Genomic DNA, 18,126 nt, shown 5'->3' with positions numbered 1-18,126 from the left:
TGCGGCAGCCGGTCCGCAAAAAGCGAATGAACGCGCCTACAGCTTCGTCAGCGCGTCGCCTTTGTGCATGGCGACGTGAGATGTTTTGTCGCTCTTGATCTCGTACTGCGGGTCGTCCGGGCTGCAGCGGCGCGTGTGGCCCTTGTATTCGACGTCTTCGGTGTGCTTCTCGATGATGACGCCCGAGACGTAGCCCGCTTCGGAATTCCATTCGACGTGGTCGCCGACTGAGAATTGGGGTGCCATCTCGACTCCTTCCCGCGTGATCCTGCAGCGAGTATGTGCGGGTCGACGCCGGTGTGCACGGCTGTGGTCAGCGCGGCCTGGCCTGCACCGCGAGCTGCTTGGCGGCGACCATGGTCTTGGCGTCGAAGAACTCGCCGCCGACCACGTCGATGTGCTGGTAGTGGTCGAACAGCCGGTTCAGCGCCACCTTCGCCTCCAGGCGGGCGAGTGGGGCGCCGATGCAGAAGTGAATTCCCTTGCCGAAGGACAGGTGCTTGTTCGGCTTGCGGTGGATGTCCACTGTGTCCGGTGCGTCGAAATGGCTCGCGTCGCGGTTGGCCGAGGCCAGCCACGGGAGAACCATGTAGTCCTGCGGAATCGGCACCCCGCCGATGGACAGCTCCCGCGTAGTGCGCCTGCCGACCATGGGGAACGGCGACCGATAGCGCAGGAACTCCTCGACGGCCTGCGGGATGAGCTCCCGGTCCGCGCGCAGTTGCCCGGCGATCTCGGGGTGCTCGTTCATGATCTGGATGCTGTTGCCCAGCAGCGCGGTGGTGGTGATGTGGCCCGCGATGAGCAGCAGTCCGGCGAACCCGATGATCTCTCCGTCGGTCAGCGCCCGTCCATCCGCCTCCGCCGCGGTGAGTTGGCTGGTCAGATCGTCGACAGGGGCCGCGCGGCGAGCGCGGATGTGCCCGAGCAGGTACTCGTTCAGTTCCCGCATGGTCGGCTCGACCTGTGCGCGGGTGCGCTCCAGCTGCTCTTGGCTGAAGTCCCCGGCCTGCTGGGACAGCAGCGTGTCCGCCCATTTCCGGAACAGCGGGCGGTCGTCGGTCGGGATGCCCAGCAGCTCCGCGATCACGATCACCGGTAACGGGTAGGCCAGCGCGTCGACCAGGTCGAACTCGGTGCCCGCTGCCGCGAGCAGTCCGTCGGTGACCTCGGTGATCCGCGGTTGCAGCCCCGCGATCACCTTGGGGGTGAAGGCCCTGCTGACGAGCCCGCGCAGCCGGTCGTGCCGCGGAGGGTCGAGGTTGATGAAGTTGCCTTCGGCGAAGACGTCGCCCTGCGTGCTCCGGGGCGCGAGCTCGTTGAGATCGGAGGAGAAGTCGCCGGTCTCGGTCAGCGCGGTGTAGACCTCCGGATAGCCGAACAGCTGCACGGTGCGGTTGTCGTGATCGACCTGCACCGCGGCTTCCTCCCGCGCGGAGCGCAACCACTCGTGCAGACCTTCGAAGGTGGTGGACGGCCTGGTCATGTCGGTCACTTCTTTCCGGTCGGGTGGTGGACGGAGGTCGATGCATTGTCCTCGCACCCAGGGGGGTCGCATCAGTCTTAGGCCAGCACTAGGCTGCACAACCTATAGGTTTCGTCCATCTAGCCGAGAACTCAGGTTGTGACTGATCGACAGCTGCCGCAGTGGGTCTCCAGCATCCGCGAACCCGTGTGGCACATCCCCGTGTCGGGCGGTGAAGTCCCGCATGCGCACTGCGGGTGCGAGGTGCACGGCCCGGTCCACGCCCTTCGTGCCGAGATGCCGCCCGACGACGGCCGCCGCATCTGTCAGGTCTGTGCGGCCCGGGCCGGTCTCGCTTCGCTCGACTACCTGCCGACGCGGCGTCGACCGGCCTTCATCCGGGCATTGAGCGTCGCCGACCCACAACACTGAGCTCGGACGGCCGCGAACCCACCGGCGGTCCGGCGCGTAACGTCCGAGGCGCCCGGGTAGGCCCGGTGCATGGCATCCACCCGCTGCTCGTGCGACTCCGGCCGAGGGACGGCCGGAGCCGTCGGTTTCGGTGTGGCCCTCGGGGTGGTGACCACGGTCGGCATCACGCTCGGCCGCAAGGCGGCGACGCTGGCCAAGATCGGCAAGGGGCATTCCGCGAAGCATCGGGCCCTCGACCTGGCGGCGGGCGTGCTGCAGCCGAAGTATCCGCTGGAGGCGATGAGCACCTACCTCAACGGCTTCCACATGTACGCCGATGAAATGGGCAGGCAGGTGCAGGCGTCGCACTTCTGCGTCCACCTGCGCCACGACCTGCACCAGTGCGTCATCTTCGACCGCAACGCGCCCGATGCCCGGCTGATCGGTATCGAGTACATCATCGGCGAGGACCGCTTCCGCGAACTGCCCGAAGACGAGAAGCGGCTGTGGCACAGCCACGACTACGAGGTCAAGTCCGGCATCCTGGCCGCTCCGGGAATTCCGGACATCGCGGAGAAAACCTACTTCGAAGATCTGGTCAGAACCTACGGGAAGACGTTCCACACCTGGCAGTACGATCGCGACGACTTCCCGTACGGGATTCCGCGACTGATGATGGCGTTCACCGCGGACGGGCAGGCCGACGAGGCGTCGATCCGCGACCGCGATCGCGCGCTCGGCATCTCCGCGCCCGGCAAGCGGCGCAACCGGGCCGACATCCCGACGCCGCAGGTGGCGCCGGGCGCGAACTCCTGGGAAAGCGGCCGGAGCGTGCAGACCCGGCTCGACGAGGTCGACTTCGAGCGGTAGTGCGGACGAGCCGCCGGGTTTAGCCGAAGGTGCACCGGGAAGGCCGTTGGGGAGTGCACGGTCTGCTTGAGGAGGAATCGATGCCACGACAGACCTCTCGGCGGCAACGCCGCAATCCGCGCGAACAGGAGTGGAGCGACAAGGCCGATCGCCAGTACGAGCACGTTGAAGCTTCCCAGGAGCAGCGCGGCGCCAGCCGCGGTCGTGCCGAGGAAATCGCGGCGCGCACGGTGAACAAGCAGCGCGCCCGCAGCGGTGAGGCGAGCCGGCAGAGCAAGACCTCGATGGAGGACATCCCCGCTCCGCGTCGCGGCGGGATCCGCTCCGGCAACCGGTACGGCCCCGGCGGGCGCACCAAGGCCCAGCTCTACGCCGACGCCAAGGCGCGTGGCATCAAGGGCCGCTCGAAGATGACCAAGGCCCAGCTCGAAGAGCAGCTCGCGCGGGCGTGAAGTTCGTGGGAGAAGTCGCCGCGCGGACTCCTTCCGGGCCGCGCGTTACCGCTGGTTAGACCGAAGGACCGCGCGATAAACGTGGGTCCCATGCTCGCCGGGCTGGCAGTGCAAACCGAAATACCTGCTGGACGCCGGATTCCTTGAGTAGCGGCTCATCCGGACGAAATGAGATTCCCGGCCGGGAACAGCACGAACTTGCCGGTCCAACGGTTCTGGTATCTCGGTGACGACGAATCGGCCTAACCGGCCCTGCGCATTGCGGACGAGTTTCCGCTGGCCACGACACCGACCGCACCGGCGCCGGCGGCGGGTTTCGGCCGATGTGGTCCGGGTATCGCGATACTGAATGACGACTGTCGTCTCGGGCGATACGGGGTGCTGACATGGCGGAGTTGGTCTCCGACTACCTACTGCGTCGGTTGCGGGAGTGGGGCGTCGAGAAGGTTTTCTCGTACGCCGGTGACGGGATCAACGGGATCCTCGCCGCGTGGCAGCGCGCAGGCGACGATCCCCGGTTCATCCAGGCGCGGCACGAGGAACTGGCCGCCTTCGAGGCCGTCGGCTACGCGAAGTTCTCCGGGGAGACCGGGGTGTGCATTGCTACCGGAGGTCCCGGTGCGGTGCACCTGCTCAACGGTCTCTACGACGCGAAGCTCGACCACGTTCCCGTCGTGGCGATCGTGGGTCAGCAGGGCAGCACCTCGCTGGGCGGTTCCTACCAGCAGGAGATCGACCTGAAGTCGCTGTACAAGGACGTGGCCAGCGAGTACGTCCAAGAGGTGACGGCACCGCAGCAGCTGCCGAACGTGCTGGACCGGGCGATGCGCACCGCTCGCGCCCGGCGCACCGTGACCGCTGTGATCATTCCCGGGGACATCCAGGACCTGGAGTACACCGCTCCGTCGCACGCGTTCAAGATGGTGCCCTCCAGCCTCGGCCTGTCGGACTCGGTCGTGACACCGGGGCGAGCCGACCTCGACCACGCCGCCGAGATCCTCAACTCCGGCGAGCGGGTGGCCATGATGATCGGCCAGGGCGCGCACGGCGCCGTCGACGAGGTGGTCGAGGTGGCCGACGTGCTGGGTGCCGGTGTCGCGAAGGCGTTGCTGGGCAAGGACGTGCTCTCGGACGAGCTGCCGTACGTCACCGGAGCGTCCGGACTGCTGGGCACCCGGCCGTCCTGGGAGTTGATGCGGGACTGCGACACGCTGCTGATGGTGGGCGCGAGCTTCCCCTACAGCCAGTTCCTGCCCGAGTACGGCCAGGCCAGGGCGGTGCAGATCGACATCGACCCGACCATGATCGGGATGCGCTATCCCTTCGAGGTGAACCTGCTGGGAGACGCGCGAGCGACGCTGCGCGAGCTGCTCGCGCGGTTGCACCGCAAGCAGGACCGCTCCTGGCGCGAGCAGGTCGAGGGCACCGTGCGCAGCTGGCGCAACGTCATGGAACGGCGGGCGGGCGTCGAAGCCGACCCGATCAACCCGGAGCGGGTCTTCCACGAACTCTCCCCGCTGCTGCCGGACGACTCCATCCTGACCTCGGATTCGGGCTCTGCGGCGAACTGGTACGCCCGGCACCTGATGATCCGCGGCGACATGCGCGCCTCGCTGTCGGGCACGTTGGCGACCATGGGCCCGGGCGCTCCCTACGCGACCGGAGCCAAGTTCGCGCATCCCGATCGCCCGGTGTTCGCGCTGGTCGGCGACGGGGCGATGCAGATGAACGGGATCAACGAGCTGATCACCATCGCGCACTACTGGCGGGACTGGGACGACCCGCGGGTGATCGTCGGGGTGCTCAACAACCGCGACCTCAACCAGGTCACCTGGGAGCTGCGAGCGATGAGCGGTTCGCCGCAGTTCCTGCCTTCCCAGCGGTTGCCGGACTTCGACTACGCCAAGTACGCCGAGAGCCTGGGGCTGCGCGGGATCAAGGTCGACGAGCCCGGCGACATCGAGGGCGCGTGGCGACGTGCGCTGCAAGCCGACCGGCCTTGCCTGGTCGAGTTCGTCACCGACCCGGCCGTGCCGCCGATCCCGCCGCAGGCGAACTGGGACCAGATGGAGAACGTCGCTTCGGCGCTGCTCAAGGGCGATCCCGAGGCGTGGTCGGTGGTCGCGGAAGGCGCCAAGTCCAAGGCCCAGGAGATCATGCCGGGCCGTTCGAGCGGGCGCTGAGCGAGCGGACGCGCGGTGCGCGGTCGCGCACCGCGCCGCCGGAGACCGCGCACGGCCTCGAGGTCTTGGGGCCGAGGAGGCGAAATGGTAGCGACCGGACTACCCGGCGTGCCGCGGGTCGACGTCACGGCACTGGAAGATGCGCTGCGGACCACTGTGGACGCCGAGGTCCGGTTCGACGCGGGCTCGCGGGGCGCTTACTCGACCGACGGGTCGAATTACCGGCAGGTCCCGATCGGTGTGGTCGTCCCGCGGTCGGTCGAGGCCGGAGCGCAGGCGGTGCGCGTGTGCCGGGAGCACGACGCGCCCGTGCTCTCCCGCGGCGGCGGCACGAGCCTCGGCGGGCAATGCGCGAACGTCGCGATCGTGATCGACTGGACGAAGTACTGCAACGGCGTGGTTTCGGTCGATCCGTCCGGATATCGCTGCGTGGTCGAGCCCGGCATCGTTTACGACGAGCTCAACCGCGCCCTCGGGCCGCACCGGGAGAAGTTCGGGCCCGCGCCGGCGACGCACAGCCACTGCACGATCGGCGGCATGATCGGCAACAACTCGTGCGGCGCGAGCGCCCAGAAGTACGGCAAGACCGTCGACAACGTCCGGCGGCTGGAGATCCTGACCTACGACGGGTTGCGGTGCTGGGTGGGTCCGCTGACCGAGCGCGAACTCGAGGCCGTCATCGCCGAAGGAGGCCGGCGGGGCGAGCTGCACCGGCGGCTCCGGGACGTCCGCGACCGCTACCGGAACGAGATTCTGCAGCGATATCCGGACATTCCGCGCCGGGTGTCCGGGTACAACCTCGACTCGCTGGTGACCGGGGACGGCTTCAACGTCGCCGCGCTGCTGGTGGGCAGCGAGGGAACGCTCGCGACGGTGCTGCACGCCGAGATCGACCTCGTCCCGACCGTGCCGTGCACCGCGATGCTCGTGCTCGGCTACGCCGATGTCGCCGCGGCTGCCGATCACGTGCCGACGCTGCTGTCGCTCAGCGACCCGTTGCAGCTCGAAGCGGTCGGTGGCGAGCTGACGCATTTCATCCGCGAACAAGGGATGTTCCCCGGATCGCTCGCGTCGCTGCCGGAAGGATCGAGCTGGCTGTTCGTCCAAACAGGAGGGAACTCCGCGGACGAGGCCGACCGGCAGGTGACGCGCGTGCTGGAGGGAATCGGCAAGTCCACTGAGGACGCCGACGTCGCGGTCTCCGACGATCCCGAGCGCGAGTCGCAGATGCTCAAGGCCCGGGAGGCCGGGCTCGGTGCCACCGCGAACCCGCCGGACATGCCGGAAAGCTGGGAAGGCTGGGAGGATTCCGCGGTCCATCCCGAGCGGCTGGGCGACTACCTGCGCGATCTGCTCGCGCTGTTCCGCGAGTTCGACTACGAGCGCCCCGCGCTGTACGGCCACTTCGGACACGGATGCGTGCACATCCGCATCCCGTTCCGGCTCAAGAGCGGGCCGGGCGTGGCCCACTTCCGCGAGTTCGTGCGGCGGGCCTCGCACCTGGTCGTGTCCTACGGCGGGTCGTTGTCCGGGGAGCACGGTGACGGCCAGGCCCGCGGCGAGATGCTCAGCATCATGTTCGGCGATCCGGTGGTGCGGGCGTTCGCCGAAGTCAAGAACATCTTCGACCCGGCCAACCGGATGAACCCGGGCAAGGTCATCGCGCCGTACCGGGTGGACGAGAACCTCCGCCTCGGGCCGGATTACCGGCCCGAGCACTCCTCGACGTTCCTCGGATATCCCGATGACGACGCGAGTTTCCACCAGGCGGTGATGCGTTGCGTCGGGATCGGCAACTGCCGCAGCACGACGGGCGGCGTGATGTGCCCGTCGTACCGGGCAACCGGCGAAGAGGAGCATTCCACGCGCGGGCGCGCGCGGTTGCTCTTCGAGATGATGCAGGGCCACAGCGATTCGCCGATCAGCGACGGGTGGCGTTCCGAGGCCGTCAAGGACTCGCTCGACCTGTGCCTGGCCTGCAAGGGGTGCAAGTCGGACTGCCCGACCGGTGTCGACATGGCCAGCTACAAGGCGGAGTTCCTCGCGCAGCACTACCGGCACCGGCCACGTCCGGCCGCGCACTACTCGCTGGGCTGGCTTCCCGCACTGGCACAGGCCGCGCAATGGGCGCCCGGACCGGTCAACGCCGCCTTGCACGCACCCGGTGCGGCCCGGCTCGGCAAACGGCTCGCGGGCGTGACGCCGGAACGGGAAGCACCTCGGTTCGCCAGGGCGAGCTTCCAGCAGCAGTGGCGCCACCGGGACTCCGCCGAGCCGCGCCCCGGTGATTCCGACGCGGTGGTGCTGTGGCCGGACACCTTCACCAACCACTTCGAGCCGTGGATCGCGCGGGCGGCGGTGGGAGTGCTGGAGAGCGCGGGATTCCGCGTGGCGGTGCCGACGAAGCCGGTCTGCTGCGGCTTGACGTGGATCTCGACCGGTCAGCTGGACACGGCCCGGCGGGTGCTGCGACGCACCCTCCGGCTGCTGCGCCCTTGGCTCGAGGCAGGAACACCCGTGGTGGGGCTGGAACCGTCCTGCACCGCGGTTTTCCGGTCCGACACCCGCGAAATCCTGCCGCACGACGAAGACGCGCAACGGTTGCGGTCCCAATACTGCACGCTCGCCGAAGCGTTGCGCGAGCACGCCTCGCAGGACTGGCGACCTCCCGAGGTCGGTGCGAGCGCGGTCGTGCAAACGCACTGCCACCAGCACGCGGTGCTCGGATTCGCCGCGGATACCGCGATTCTGCAGCGGGCGTCCGTCGACGCGAACGTGCTCGACTCCGGTTGTTGCGGCCTGGCCGGGAACTTCGGGTTCGAGCAGGGGCACTACGACGTGTCGATGGCGTGCGCGGAGCACTCCCTGCTGCCCACCTTGCGCGAGACCGATGCGGACACGCTGGTGCTGGCCGACGGGTTCAGCTGCCGGACGCAGATCGCACACGGCAGCAACCGGCGGGCGTTGCATCTCGCCGAGGTCCTCAGCGGCGAGTCAACTCCTCGATGAGCTGATCAGGCGCTGTTCTGCGCGACGTCACCGCCGACCGGGCTCAGCACCGCGACCAGGAATCCGGAGTCCCGGGCGAGCGGGCGCAAGTCCCAAGTGGACAACTTGAGGTCGGTGCCGAGCCCCGCTGCCGCGGCGTCGGCGAAGAACTCGTCGAAGTCGTATCCCCGGCCCGCCCCGAATCCGACCGCGAGCCGCCCTTCGGCCGTGAGGTGTTCGCGGAAGTTCGCCAGGACGGCGCCACGCGTTCCCGGCGCCAGGAACGGCAGCACGTTCCCGGCGCACACGATCACGTCGAACGGCGCGGTGATGCCGTGCCCGCGCAGCTCGAGTTCGGACAGGTCGCCGACGATCCAGCGCGGTCCGGGATGGTCCTGCTCGGCAGCCGCGATCAGCGCGGCGTCGACGTCGACCCCGACGACGTCGTGACCGGCCGCGGCCAGCGCGGCTCCGACCCGGCCGGGTCCGCAACCCGCGTCGAGGATGCGCGCGCCGCGCGGGGCCATGGCGTCGACCAGGCGCGCTTCACCGGCGAGGTCGTTGCCCGCGCGAGCCATGCCGCGGAGCCGGTCGATGTACCAGGCGGAGTGCCCGGGGTCGGCGGCGACCTTCTGCATCCAAAGACTTTGCTCGGCCATGGCTCCATTGTCCTGCACCTGGACCGAGGTCCGTTGCTGCGGTCGCGCGCGAGGCGCCGGCCCCCGCTCAGGTCAGCTTGATCTGGCGGTTGACGTCCTTGTAGAGCAGGTACCGGAACTTGCCCGGTCCGCCCGCGTAGCAAGCCTGCGGGCAGAAGGCGCGCAGCCACATGAAGTCTCCCGCCTCCACCTCCACCCAGTCGCCGTTGAGCCGGTACACGGCCTTGCCTTCGAGCACGTAGATCCCGTGCTCCATCACGTGCGTCTCGGCGAACGGGATGACCGCGCCCGGCTCGAAGGTGACGATGTTGACGTGCATGTCGTGGGCGAGGTCGTCCGGGTCCACGAACCGCGTCGTGGCCCATGCTCCGTTGGTGTCGGGCATCGGCGTGGGCTGGATGTCCTGCTCCTGGACCGCGAACGCCGCGGGCGCGTAGCCCTCGAGCGGTTCGTAGGCCTTGCGGACCCACTGGAAGCTGGCTCGCTCGCCGGAATCGTTGGCCACCGACCAGTCGGCCCCGGCCGGGATGTAGGCGTATCCACCGGGGGTGAGGTCGTGCCGGGCTCCCTCGATGACCAGCCGCAGCTCGCCGCCGAGCACGAACACGACGGATTCGACGCCGCGCTCCGGTTCCGGCCGGGTGCTGCCGCCTCCCGGCGACACCTCGACGACGTACTGCGCGAACGTCGTCGAGAACCCTTGGATCGGCTTGGCGAGGATCCACGCCCGAGTGCCGTTCCACCCGGGAAGGTTGCTGGTGACGATGTCGCGCAGCACGCCGCGCGGGATGACCGTGTACGCCTCGGTGACCAGTGCGCGGTCGGTGAGCATGGTGGATTGGGACGGCAGGCCGCCCTCGGGGGCGAAGTAGGTCGGCTGGCTCAAGTGATCCCTTCCTCGCTGGGGGGCGGATGCGGCCGCGGAACACGGGATACGTTCACGTATACACAACGGGCGCCGGACGAGGATAGGCAAAAGCAGCCGACTGCGGAAGGCGTCACGCGTCGAACGCCGATGAGCGCGCAGCGCGTCCGCGGAGCCGCCGAGCCGGTTTCGGCGGCGCTGTTGACGGCGATCAGGACGGTCGCTACGGTCTTCCGCATCCCAGCCGTATACTTCCATATTGCGGAAGTTCACATCGCTCGGTGTCGTAGTGCCGCCGATCGCTCCGTCGTGCCCCGCGCGCCTCGTCGCCCGGAGTCGCATGGACCGCGAGAGCGTCGCCCGATCCTGACTCAGCGGAGAGTCCAAATGCGTCGAATGACCGCCGCCCCGGGGGCAGCGCAGAACTCGGAGGCGGCTCGATGACCGCCACCGACAACGAAGCGAGCTGCACCCCGAGTCCCCGGTTGTACAGCTACGACCTGGCCCCGACCAAGAAGGACGGGCGCCGCTGGGGCGCGTACAACGTCTTCACGCTCTGGGCCAACGACGTGCACAGCCTCGGCAACTACGCGTTCGCGATCGGGCTGTTCGCACTCGGGCTGAACGTGTGGGGGATCCTGGCCGCGTTCCTGCTCGCATCGGTGCTGCTGTTCCTGCTGCTGACGCTGTCCGGCTACATGGGGCACAAGGCCGGTGTGCCGTTCCCCGTCATGAGCCGCATCGCGTTCGGGACGAAGGGCGCGCAGATCCCGGCCGCGGTCCGCGGAATCGTCGCCATCGCCTGGTTCGGCATCCAGACCTACCTCGCGTCTTCGGTGCTCAACACCCTCCTGGTGGCGATGTTCCCCGCACTGCGGAAGCTGGAAGCGCAGACGGTGCTGGGGCTGTCGCTGCTCGGCTGGCTCACCTTCCTCGTGCTCTGGCTCGTCCAAGTGCTCATCGTCAGCTACGGGATGCACGTGATCCGCAGGTACATGGCGGTCGCGGCACCGACGACGCTGATCACGATGTTCGGCCTGGCGGTGTGGATGTTCGCCCGCGCGGACTGGTCCATTTCGCCGTCCACGGCCGAGCCGCTCACCGGGGCGGCGATGTGGCTGCAGGTCCTGCAGGGCGCCGCGCTCTGGGTCGTGATCTACGGGACGTTCGTGCTGAACTTCTGCGACTTCACGCGCTCGGCCAAGAGCCGCCGCTCGATCGTGGGTGGCAACCTGGTCGGCATCCCGGTGAACATGCTCTTCTTCGCCACCATCGTCGTGGTCCTCAGCGGAGCGCAGTTCAAGCTGAACGGGCGGGTGATCACCAGCCCCGCCGACATCGTCCAGACGATTCCGAACACGTTCCTGCTGGCGGCCGCGTCGGTCGCGCTGGTGCTGCTGACGATCGCGGTGAACCTGCTCGCCAACTTCGTCGCGCCGATCTACGTGCTGGTGAACCTCTTCCCGCGGCAGCTGAACTTCCGCCGGGCAGGGCTGGTGAGCGCCGTCATCGGCATCGTCATCCTGCCTTGGAACCTCTACGACAACCCGGTGGTGGTGAACTACTTCCTCGGCGGCCTCGGCGCGCTGCTCGGACCGCTGTTCGGCGTGATCATGGCGGACTACTGGCTGCTGCGCAGGACCCGGGTGAACGTCCCGGACCTCTACACCGAGCAAGCCCAGGGCGAGTACCACTACCGGCGCGGGTACAACCCGAAGGCGGTGTGGGCGTTCGTCCCGTCCGCGGCGATCGCCGTCGTGCTCGCGCTGGTGCCCGCCTTCGGCGCCGCATCCGGGTTCTCCTGGTTCATCGGTGCGGCGCTCGGGGCCGTCATCTACGCCGCCATCGGTGACCGCGATCCTGACGGGCGGGACGTGGACGGCGAGTCGATCGCCGTCGCGGCCGAGTGAGCGGCCCCGGCACGGGACTTCGCGAAAGGTGAATCGTGCGCATTCTCATCGTCAACGTCAACACGACTCCGTCGATCACCGAATCGATCGGTGCGCAGGCCGCCGGTGCGGCGGCTCCCGGCACCGAGATCGTCCCGCTGACGCCGCCGTTCGGCGCGGAATCGGTGGAGGGCAACTACGAGAGCTACCTCGCGGCGGTCGCCGTGATGGAAGCCGTCCGGGCCTACCCGGAACCGTTCGACGCCGTCATCCAGGCCGGCTACGGCGAGCACGGCCGGGAAGGCCTGCAGGAGTTGCTCGAGGTCCCGGTCGTGGACATCACCGAGGCCGCCGCGAGCACCGCCCAGTTCGTCGGCCGCACCTACTCGGTGGTGACCAGCCTGGACCGCACCGTTCCGCTGATCGAGGACCGGCTGGCCGCCGCAGGGCTGAACAGCCGGTGCGCTTCCGTGCGCGCGAGCGGTCTGCCGGTGCTGGAGCTCGACCGCGATCCCCGGGCCGCCGTCGAAGCCATCGCCCAGGAGGCGGTGCGCGCGGTGCAGGACGACCGGGCCGAGGTCGTCTGCCTGGGCTGCGGCGGCATGTCGGGCCTGGCCGAGCGGGTGATCGAACGCACCGGAGTGCCGGTCGTCGACGGGGTCACCGCGGCGGTGACGACCGCCGAATCCCTCGTCCGCCTCGGGCTGACGACCTCGAAGGTGCGCACCTACGCACCTCCGCGGCCCAAGACGATGACCAACTGGCCGCCGCGTCGAGGCTGAGCGCGGCCCGGCCGGGGGAGGCGGCGAGCAAGCACCTGTGACGGAGCGGGTCGGGCCGGCCGCGTTCTGCTGCGAGGCCGGTCCGAACGGGACGGTCCTGTACGGCCCGGCCGGGGACGGGCCTGGTAGACATCGGGCATGACCTCTAGCGACGGTTCGGTCGAGCCCGTGACGGTGTTCGTCTCGGACGCCTTGCAAGCTCGCCTGGACACCTACCGGGACGAACGCCGCACCGCTACGTCCGTGGTGTTCGAGGCGATCGAGGCGTTGGGCGATCGGTTGCCGGACGTGGTGCACGCCGCTCGCGCGATGATCAACTCGCCATCGGCCCGGGAGATCCACTACCTCGGCTCCGGGCCGGTGCTGATCCGGGTCCGGCCGGACGCGGCCCAGGCGGCCGAGCTGGCCAGGTTGTCCGACGAGGTCGGAATGCCGGTCGCGGGCTGGCTGCCGCCGTTGCTCAACGCGCACCTGCCGGGGCGCAAGGAACCCGAGAACATGCCGTGGCTCGTCCCGGTGCAGCAGTAGGAACCGTTGCACGGCGCCGGAGCCGCCCGGCGCCCTCAGCCGCTCAGCGATGGCTCAGGCGCTGCGGGAGTGAAGTTCGATGATGGTGCTGGACCGCCTGGTCAACGTCCTGGGTGGCTACGGCGTGCGGTTGTGCTGCTGTCCGCTTTCCCGGTCGACCGAGCTGCGGGGCGTGGTCCTGCAGGATTGCGCGGACGACCGTCCGGTGACCGGCGACGTCTACCTCGCCGTTGGCGCCGAGTCCGAGCTGCAGGCGATCCGGCGGGCGCAGGCCGCGCGGGCTTGCGTGGTGCTCGTCCGCGGTAGCGCGGAGCTGACCGAGGAGACGGTCTCGGCCGCCGAGCTCGCGGGGCTCGCCGTGATGCTGGTCGATCCCGCGGTGTCCTGGAGCGAGCTGGCGGGCGTTGTCTACGGCCTGGTGCTCGAAGGCCGCGAGACCGAGTCGGGGCGGGGGCCCACCGACTTGTTCGCGCTGGCCGACAGCCTCGCCGATGCGGTCGACGGCGCGGTCGTCATCGAAGACCGGTTGTCGTCGCTGCTGGCCTACTCGAGTTCGCACCACCAGGCCGACCCCGCGCGGCTGGCGACCATCGTGGAACGCCAAGCTCCGGCGCGGCTGCGCGAGCTGTTCGAGGTGCGCGGAGTGTTCGCCCACCTCGCGGTCTCGGACGAGCCGTTGTTCGTCGAGCCGGATCCGGCGCAGGGGCTCACCGGCCGGATGGTGGTGGCGGTCCGCGCGAATCGGGAGTTGCTCGGTTCGGTGTGGGTGGACTGCGGCGAGCCGCTGACCGGCGTGCGGCGCATGGCCCTGATCGAGGGTGCCCGCACGGTGTCGCTGCACCTGCTGCGCTCGCGCGCGAGCGCGGACCTGGAGAGGCAGGTCGAGTCGGACCTGGTGATGCGGTTGCTGGAAGGCACCGCTGCGGCCGCCGCGCTGGTCGGCAGGCTCGGGTTGCCGCCGGGGCCGCTGCGGGTGATCGCGATCCGCCCGAACGTCCTCGATGACCACTCCGGCCTGCTGCTGGCTTTCGACCGGGCGACCGCGGGCTTCGGCTGGTCGCGACCGGGCCGCAGCGCGTTGTCCGGAAACACCCTCTACACCGTGCTTTCCAGCGAGGACGTCGCGACCGCGCGGGCTTGGGTGGCCGCGTTGGGCCGGGTGCTGCCGGATCAGGTCAGCGTTTGGGCCGGGATCAGCGGGATGGCGTCGGCGGCGGAACTCTCCGCGGCGCGCCAGGAAGCCGAGGAGTGCTTGGCGCTGCACCAAAGTCGCTCGACCGATGCGCAACCGCGGGCGTACGACGAATCGTGGGACGAAATCCTGCTGCACCGGCTGCGCGCGGCGGCCGCTGCCGGGCGCACGCCTGCGCGCGGTCCGGTCGCCGAATTGCGCTCGTACGACCGCGAACACCGGACCGCTTACGTGGCGACGCTGGCCGCGTGGCTGGACGCCCAAGGCGAACTCGCCGAAGCGGGGGAGCGCCTCGGGGTGCACGCGAACACGGTGCGCTATCGACTGCGCAGGATGGCCGAGGTGACCGCGCTCGACCTGCAGGACCCGCGCAAGCGGCTGGCCATGATGATCGACTTGGCGGCCCACGAGGCCTGATGCGGCCCTGTGCGAAACCGAAAAAGACCGCACCGTGAGCTGTAGCTGACGAACAATGCTCCGGTGCGGGGCCTGGTCCATCCTGAGAGCAACGAAATCTCCGCAGCGGCCGCGGTCGCCTCGAGCGCAGCAACGGCCCGGTCGTGCGGCGCAGGCACGCTGGGATGCCCGGTGCCATTCGATGCTCGCCGGGCACTGCGAGCGGCCGCTGCATCGGAACACTGGAGTGATCATGGCCGATACCCAGCGCGCCTGGCTGACACCGCAAGCGCACGAGCGGCTCAGCGCCGAGCTCGCCGACCTGCTCGCGCCGGGCAACGGCGACACCGGAACGGGCGAGGACGGCTCGATCCCGGCTCAGCAGGAGCGGAAAGGCCGGATCAGGCAGATCCAGCACCTGCTGGCCTCCGCTGTCGTCGGCGAGGCGCCGCCGGACGACGGCATCGCCGAGCCGGGCATGGTGCTCACCGTCCGCTACGACGACGCCGGAGATGTCGAAACTTTCCTGCTGGGCACCCGCGAAGCCGAGCTCAACGACCTGGAGGTCTACTCGCCGGCCTCGCCGCTGGGAACCGCGCTGGTCGGTGCCCGGCGCGGTGAGCAGCTCTCGTACCAGGTGCCGGACGGCACCACGGTGCAAGTGACGCTGCTCGACGCCGTGCCGTACGGACGGCATGTGGAGCAGTCGATAGCGCAGTGACGACCTTCGGCTGCAACGCGCACATGCGACTGGTGAAAGCGCCGCTCGTCCGGAGGGGTCATGCCGATTTGCGGCGGACGGCGCGCAGGTCGAACGCGGAACGCCCGCACGATCGCGCTAACGCTGACAATTCGCTGAACCGCCTCTCATGTGCGCTTCAGTCGAACGTAATGCAAGCCGGTGAAGCTGTTCGTGCTCGCTTGGTGAGCAAGCTGATTTCGCCGCGCTCGGCAGCGATGTCCGAGTGCGGCGCCGGCGAATCGGGAGAGAAGTCTTGTTGAAAGCAATGCATTACCACCTGCTCGCCGCGGTGCTGGTACTGGCGGGAACGGGCGCGATCCTCAACGATCTCGCCTTCAGCCCGCAGGATCCGTCCATCTGGAACGAGCTCGGCATCGGGTTGCTGGTGTTCGGCCTGGTGGTGGCGAACTACCAGCTGAGCACGCGACTCGCGGAGCATGGGAAGACCGGTCGGTCCGGGACCGCCCGGCGTCGGACCGTCCAGCCGCATATCCCCCAGCCGCGCCGCTAGCGCTTTCCGGCGGTGGAAAGCGCATTCGAAGTGGCGCCCGTGCCACATCGGCGCGGGCGCCACCGAACTCCGATTCGGTGCCGGGTGGTCGCTACTTCTTGCAGTCCCAGCCATGGTGGTCATGCCGGCGGTGGCCGCCCCAGCCATGGCCACCGCCCCAGTGGTGGCCGCCCCAGCCGTGGCCGTTGCCCCAGCGGTGATCGCTGCCGTGGTGGCGGTTGCCGATGGACACGAACACGTTCTTCACGTTGCTCATGGTGGACACCTTTCCGCATTGCGTCGAGGTTTCTTCCCCGGGCCGAAGCAACGACCCGCCACGAGGGAACCTGTGATGCTCCGGGTGCGCCCAGAGGACTTTCGCCTCTGATGCATACCGTGCTCGACCATCGAGCGGTCCCCGCCCATCCGAGGGTTTCCGGGAACGCTCGCTGAGCCGAAGGACGAACTCGCCCGGCGAGAACTCTCCGGTTGCGCATCGGCCGGCGACGCGTTTGCGCATCGGCCGGCGACGCTGTGCGGATTTCTCGGCCGTGGTGTACGGGCGCACGCGCGTGATTTCCCCGGTAGCCGCTGAACAATCAGCGGCGCAGTCGTTCGTATCCGATGTGGATATCGGCTGCTCCGGGTAGCAGTGAGATGTCGCACCGCAGTCATCGGCAATATCGCGGACCGACGCGGGTAATCGTCTTGTTAGCGAGATCCGCGATCTCGCCGGCGAGGCCCCGGCTGCAGCAGGTTCGTTCGCCTTGCAGCCAGGGCCTCGGACAACCGCAACGAACGAGAGGAGTGCTCTCGAGATGCGCAACATCCATCGTGGCATTGCCGCCGGTCTGCTGTCCGCCCCGCTGGTCCTCGGACTCGGCGGTGTGGCGACCGCTGCCGATTACCAGCAGTACGAGACCCACGCGGGAGACGAGGGCGTGTCCACCAGCCAGACCTCGTCCAGCGCGCAGGACTCCGGCAACGGTCGGGCTTCCTACGAGCGGACCTCGGCCCAGGCCGGTGAGGACGGCGCGAGCGTCTCCGGCACGGCGTCGCACAACGGCGGCGGCCAGAACGGCGGCGGCCAGAACGGCGGCGAGGACGAAGGGCTGCTGAGCATCCTGCTCTGAGTTCCCGCCACTCCGGTCGTGTGGGCTCGCACCTCGTGCGGGCCCACACTGCTACGAGCTCCGCCGCTCGGTGTCCGAAGTGGACACCCGACGGCGGCGTGATCGGTAGCACCGCGCGGTCTCAGCTTCGTTCGCAGCACGGACTTCCTGCCGACCTCGCGAACGTGCCCGATGATGCGGCCGTGCTCGACTCCGGGTTCAGGAACCACCGCTCGTCGTCGAGCCGTGCTCTCCGTGGCCGTGCGGATGCGGTCGATACCCTCGCGGATGTGCAAGACGCGAAATGCCCGGATCGACGCGCAACAAGCCGATACCGCGCGCATCCGGCGCTGCGAGGAATCGTCCGTACCCGCCATTCGGCATCAAGCGAGGCCAAGTCGTGAAGGAATTCGAGGTCGTTCCGGTCGATCGCGAGCCGGCTCCGGTGATCTTCCTGGTGACCGGTGTGCCCGGCAGCGGCAAGTCGACCGTTGCGCGCGCCCTCGCCCAGCGGTTCGCGCTCGGGGCGCACGTCGAGGTGGACAAGTTGCAGGAGTTCATCGTCTCGGGCGGGCGCTGGCCGGGTCCGGAGCCGGAGGAGGAACCGGATCGGCAGCTGTTCCTGCGCGCGCGCAACGCGGCGCTGCTGTCGGACAGTTTCGCCGGTGCCGGAGTGGTGCCGGTGATCGACGACGTCGTGGTGCTCAAGCCCCATCTGGACTTCTACCGCGAGTCGGTGCGCACCCGGGATCTGAAGCTGGCCGTGCTGGCGCCGGATCCCGCGGTGGCCGGTGAGCGCAATCGCGGGCGGGACAAGGTGCTGGTCGACGACTGGTCCTTTCTGGACGAGGCGATGCGCGGTCAGATTCCCGGTGAGGGCGTCTGGGTGGACAACGCCGCGCTGACGGTGGAGCAGACGGTGGACGAGATCCTCGCCCGCAGCGGGGTCGCTACCGCGTGAGCGGGTCCGGCCGGAGTGGGCCGCCTCCGGTCGTCACCGTTCGTTTCCAAGCAGTCGGCTAGCCACACGTTCGAGTGAGTGCGTGTCATCGCCCGCGGACCTGCCGGTCTCCCCCGGCCAACGCACCCGGACTGCAAGGGG

17 protein-coding genes are annotated in these 18,126 nt (G+C 69.0%); 12 read left to right on the top strand and 5 right to left on the bottom strand.

All coding sequences use genetic code 11. The annotated features are described in order from the left end of the window. Positions 1–36: 36 nt before the first annotated feature. Together INP57_RS19650 and INP57_RS19645 are read right to left on the bottom strand one after the other, a co-directional pair. Positions 37–246, bottom strand: a complete 210-nt coding sequence (locus INP57_RS19650) for a hypervirulence associated TUDOR domain-containing protein (RefSeq protein WP_200071735.1) — start codon at positions 244–246, stop codon at positions 37–39. Positions 247–313: 67 nt separating this feature from the next. Further along, entirely contained in the window at positions 314–1,486 is a 1,173-nt protein-coding gene (locus tag INP57_RS19645) for a cytochrome P450 (protein ID WP_200071734.1), read from the bottom strand. Positions 1,487–1,966: 480 nt separating this feature from the next. On the opposite strand from INP57_RS19645, the gene INP57_RS19640 reads away from it, so the two are divergent. The 4 genes from INP57_RS19640 (at position 1,967) to INP57_RS19625 (ending at position 8,390) form a co-directional block, all read left to right on the top strand. Beyond that, the gene (locus tag INP57_RS19640; RefSeq protein ID WP_200071733.1) at positions 1,967–2,746 is read left to right on the top strand and encodes an OBAP family protein; all 780 of its coding nucleotides are present in this window, start codon (positions 1,967–1,969) and stop codon (positions 2,744–2,746) included. 80 nt (positions 2,747–2,826) lie between these two features. Then, entirely contained in the window at positions 2,827–3,198 is a 372-nt protein-coding gene (locus tag INP57_RS19635) for a plasmid stabilization protein (RefSeq protein WP_200071732.1), read from the top strand. A 386-nt stretch (positions 3,199–3,584) separates the two neighbouring features. Next, complete coding sequence (locus tag INP57_RS19630) at positions 3,585–5,381, top strand: thiamine pyrophosphate-requiring protein (protein WP_200071731.1); 1,797 nt, start codon at positions 3,585–3,587, stop codon at positions 5,379–5,381. A gap of 84 nt (positions 5,382–5,465) precedes the next feature. Further along, on the top strand, positions 5,466–8,390 hold the full coding sequence (locus INP57_RS19625; RefSeq protein WP_233627896.1) for an FAD-binding and (Fe-S)-binding domain-containing protein: 2,925 nt from the start codon (positions 5,466–5,468) through the stop codon (positions 8,388–8,390). A 5-nt stretch (positions 8,391–8,395) separates the two neighbouring features. On the opposite strand, the gene INP57_RS19620 is transcribed toward INP57_RS19625, so the two are convergent. After that, complete coding sequence (locus tag INP57_RS19620) at positions 8,396–9,028, bottom strand: class I SAM-dependent methyltransferase (RefSeq protein WP_200071730.1); 633 nt, start codon at positions 9,026–9,028, stop codon at positions 8,396–8,398. A 67-nt stretch (positions 9,029–9,095) separates the two neighbouring features. Continuing rightward, on the bottom strand, positions 9,096–9,914 hold the full coding sequence (locus INP57_RS19615) for a bifunctional allantoicase/(S)-ureidoglycine aminohydrolase (RefSeq protein WP_200071729.1): 819 nt from the start codon (positions 9,912–9,914) through the stop codon (positions 9,096–9,098). A gap of 419 nt (positions 9,915–10,333) precedes the next feature. On the opposite strand from INP57_RS19615, the gene INP57_RS19610 reads away from it, so the two are divergent. From INP57_RS19610 to INP57_RS19585, 6 genes are all read left to right on the top strand, one after another. Then, the gene (locus INP57_RS19610; protein ID WP_200071728.1) at positions 10,334–11,803 is read left to right on the top strand and encodes an NCS1 family nucleobase:cation symporter-1; all 1,470 of its coding nucleotides are present in this window, start codon (positions 10,334–10,336) and stop codon (positions 11,801–11,803) included. Positions 11,804–11,838: 35 nt separating this feature from the next. After that, complete coding sequence (locus INP57_RS19605; RefSeq protein ID WP_200071727.1) at positions 11,839–12,564, top strand: aspartate/glutamate racemase family protein; 726 nt, start codon at positions 11,839–11,841, stop codon at positions 12,562–12,564. 138 nt (positions 12,565–12,702) lie between these two features. Further along, the gene (locus tag INP57_RS19600) at positions 12,703–13,092 is read left to right on the top strand and encodes a hypothetical protein (protein WP_200071726.1); all 390 of its coding nucleotides are present in this window, start codon (positions 12,703–12,705) and stop codon (positions 13,090–13,092) included. Positions 13,093–13,171: 79 nt separating this feature from the next. Beyond that, positions 13,172–14,701, top strand: a complete 1,530-nt coding sequence (locus INP57_RS19595) for a PucR family transcriptional regulator (RefSeq protein ID WP_200071725.1) — start codon at positions 13,172–13,174, stop codon at positions 14,699–14,701. A 232-nt stretch (positions 14,702–14,933) separates the two neighbouring features. Further along, positions 14,934–15,401, top strand: coding sequence for a GreA/GreB family elongation factor (locus INP57_RS19590; RefSeq protein ID WP_200071724.1), 468 nt, complete (start codon positions 14,934–14,936; stop codon positions 15,399–15,401). A 277-nt stretch (positions 15,402–15,678) separates the two neighbouring features. Next, the gene (locus INP57_RS19585; protein WP_200071723.1) at positions 15,679–15,933 is read left to right on the top strand and encodes a hypothetical protein; all 255 of its coding nucleotides are present in this window, start codon (positions 15,679–15,681) and stop codon (positions 15,931–15,933) included. Between the two features lie 91 nt (positions 15,934–16,024). On the opposite strand, the gene INP57_RS19580 is transcribed toward INP57_RS19585, so the two are convergent. After that, on the bottom strand, positions 16,025–16,189 hold the full coding sequence (locus INP57_RS19580) for a hypothetical protein (RefSeq protein WP_200071722.1): 165 nt from the start codon (positions 16,187–16,189) through the stop codon (positions 16,025–16,027). Positions 16,190–16,730: 541 nt separating this feature from the next. On the opposite strand from INP57_RS19580, the gene INP57_RS19575 reads away from it, so the two are divergent. Both INP57_RS19575 and INP57_RS19570 read left to right on the top strand, forming a co-directional pair. Further along, positions 16,731–17,045 carry a hypothetical protein gene (locus tag INP57_RS19575; RefSeq protein WP_200071721.1) on the top strand — a complete coding sequence of 105 codons (315 nt, stop codon included), beginning with the start codon at positions 16,731–16,733 and terminating at the stop codon, positions 17,043–17,045. Between the two features lie 379 nt (positions 17,046–17,424). Further along, on the top strand, positions 17,425–17,985 hold the full coding sequence (locus tag INP57_RS19570; RefSeq protein ID WP_200071720.1) for a zeta toxin family protein: 561 nt from the start codon (positions 17,425–17,427) through the stop codon (positions 17,983–17,985). Positions 17,986–18,126: the final 141 nt, after the last annotated feature.

This window comes from Saccharopolyspora galaxeae, assembly GCF_016526145.1.
GTDB lineage: Bacteria > Actinomycetota > Actinomycetes > Mycobacteriales > Pseudonocardiaceae > Saccharopolyspora_C > Saccharopolyspora_C galaxeae.
This window is presented reverse-complemented; position numbering and strand designations above follow the sequence as displayed.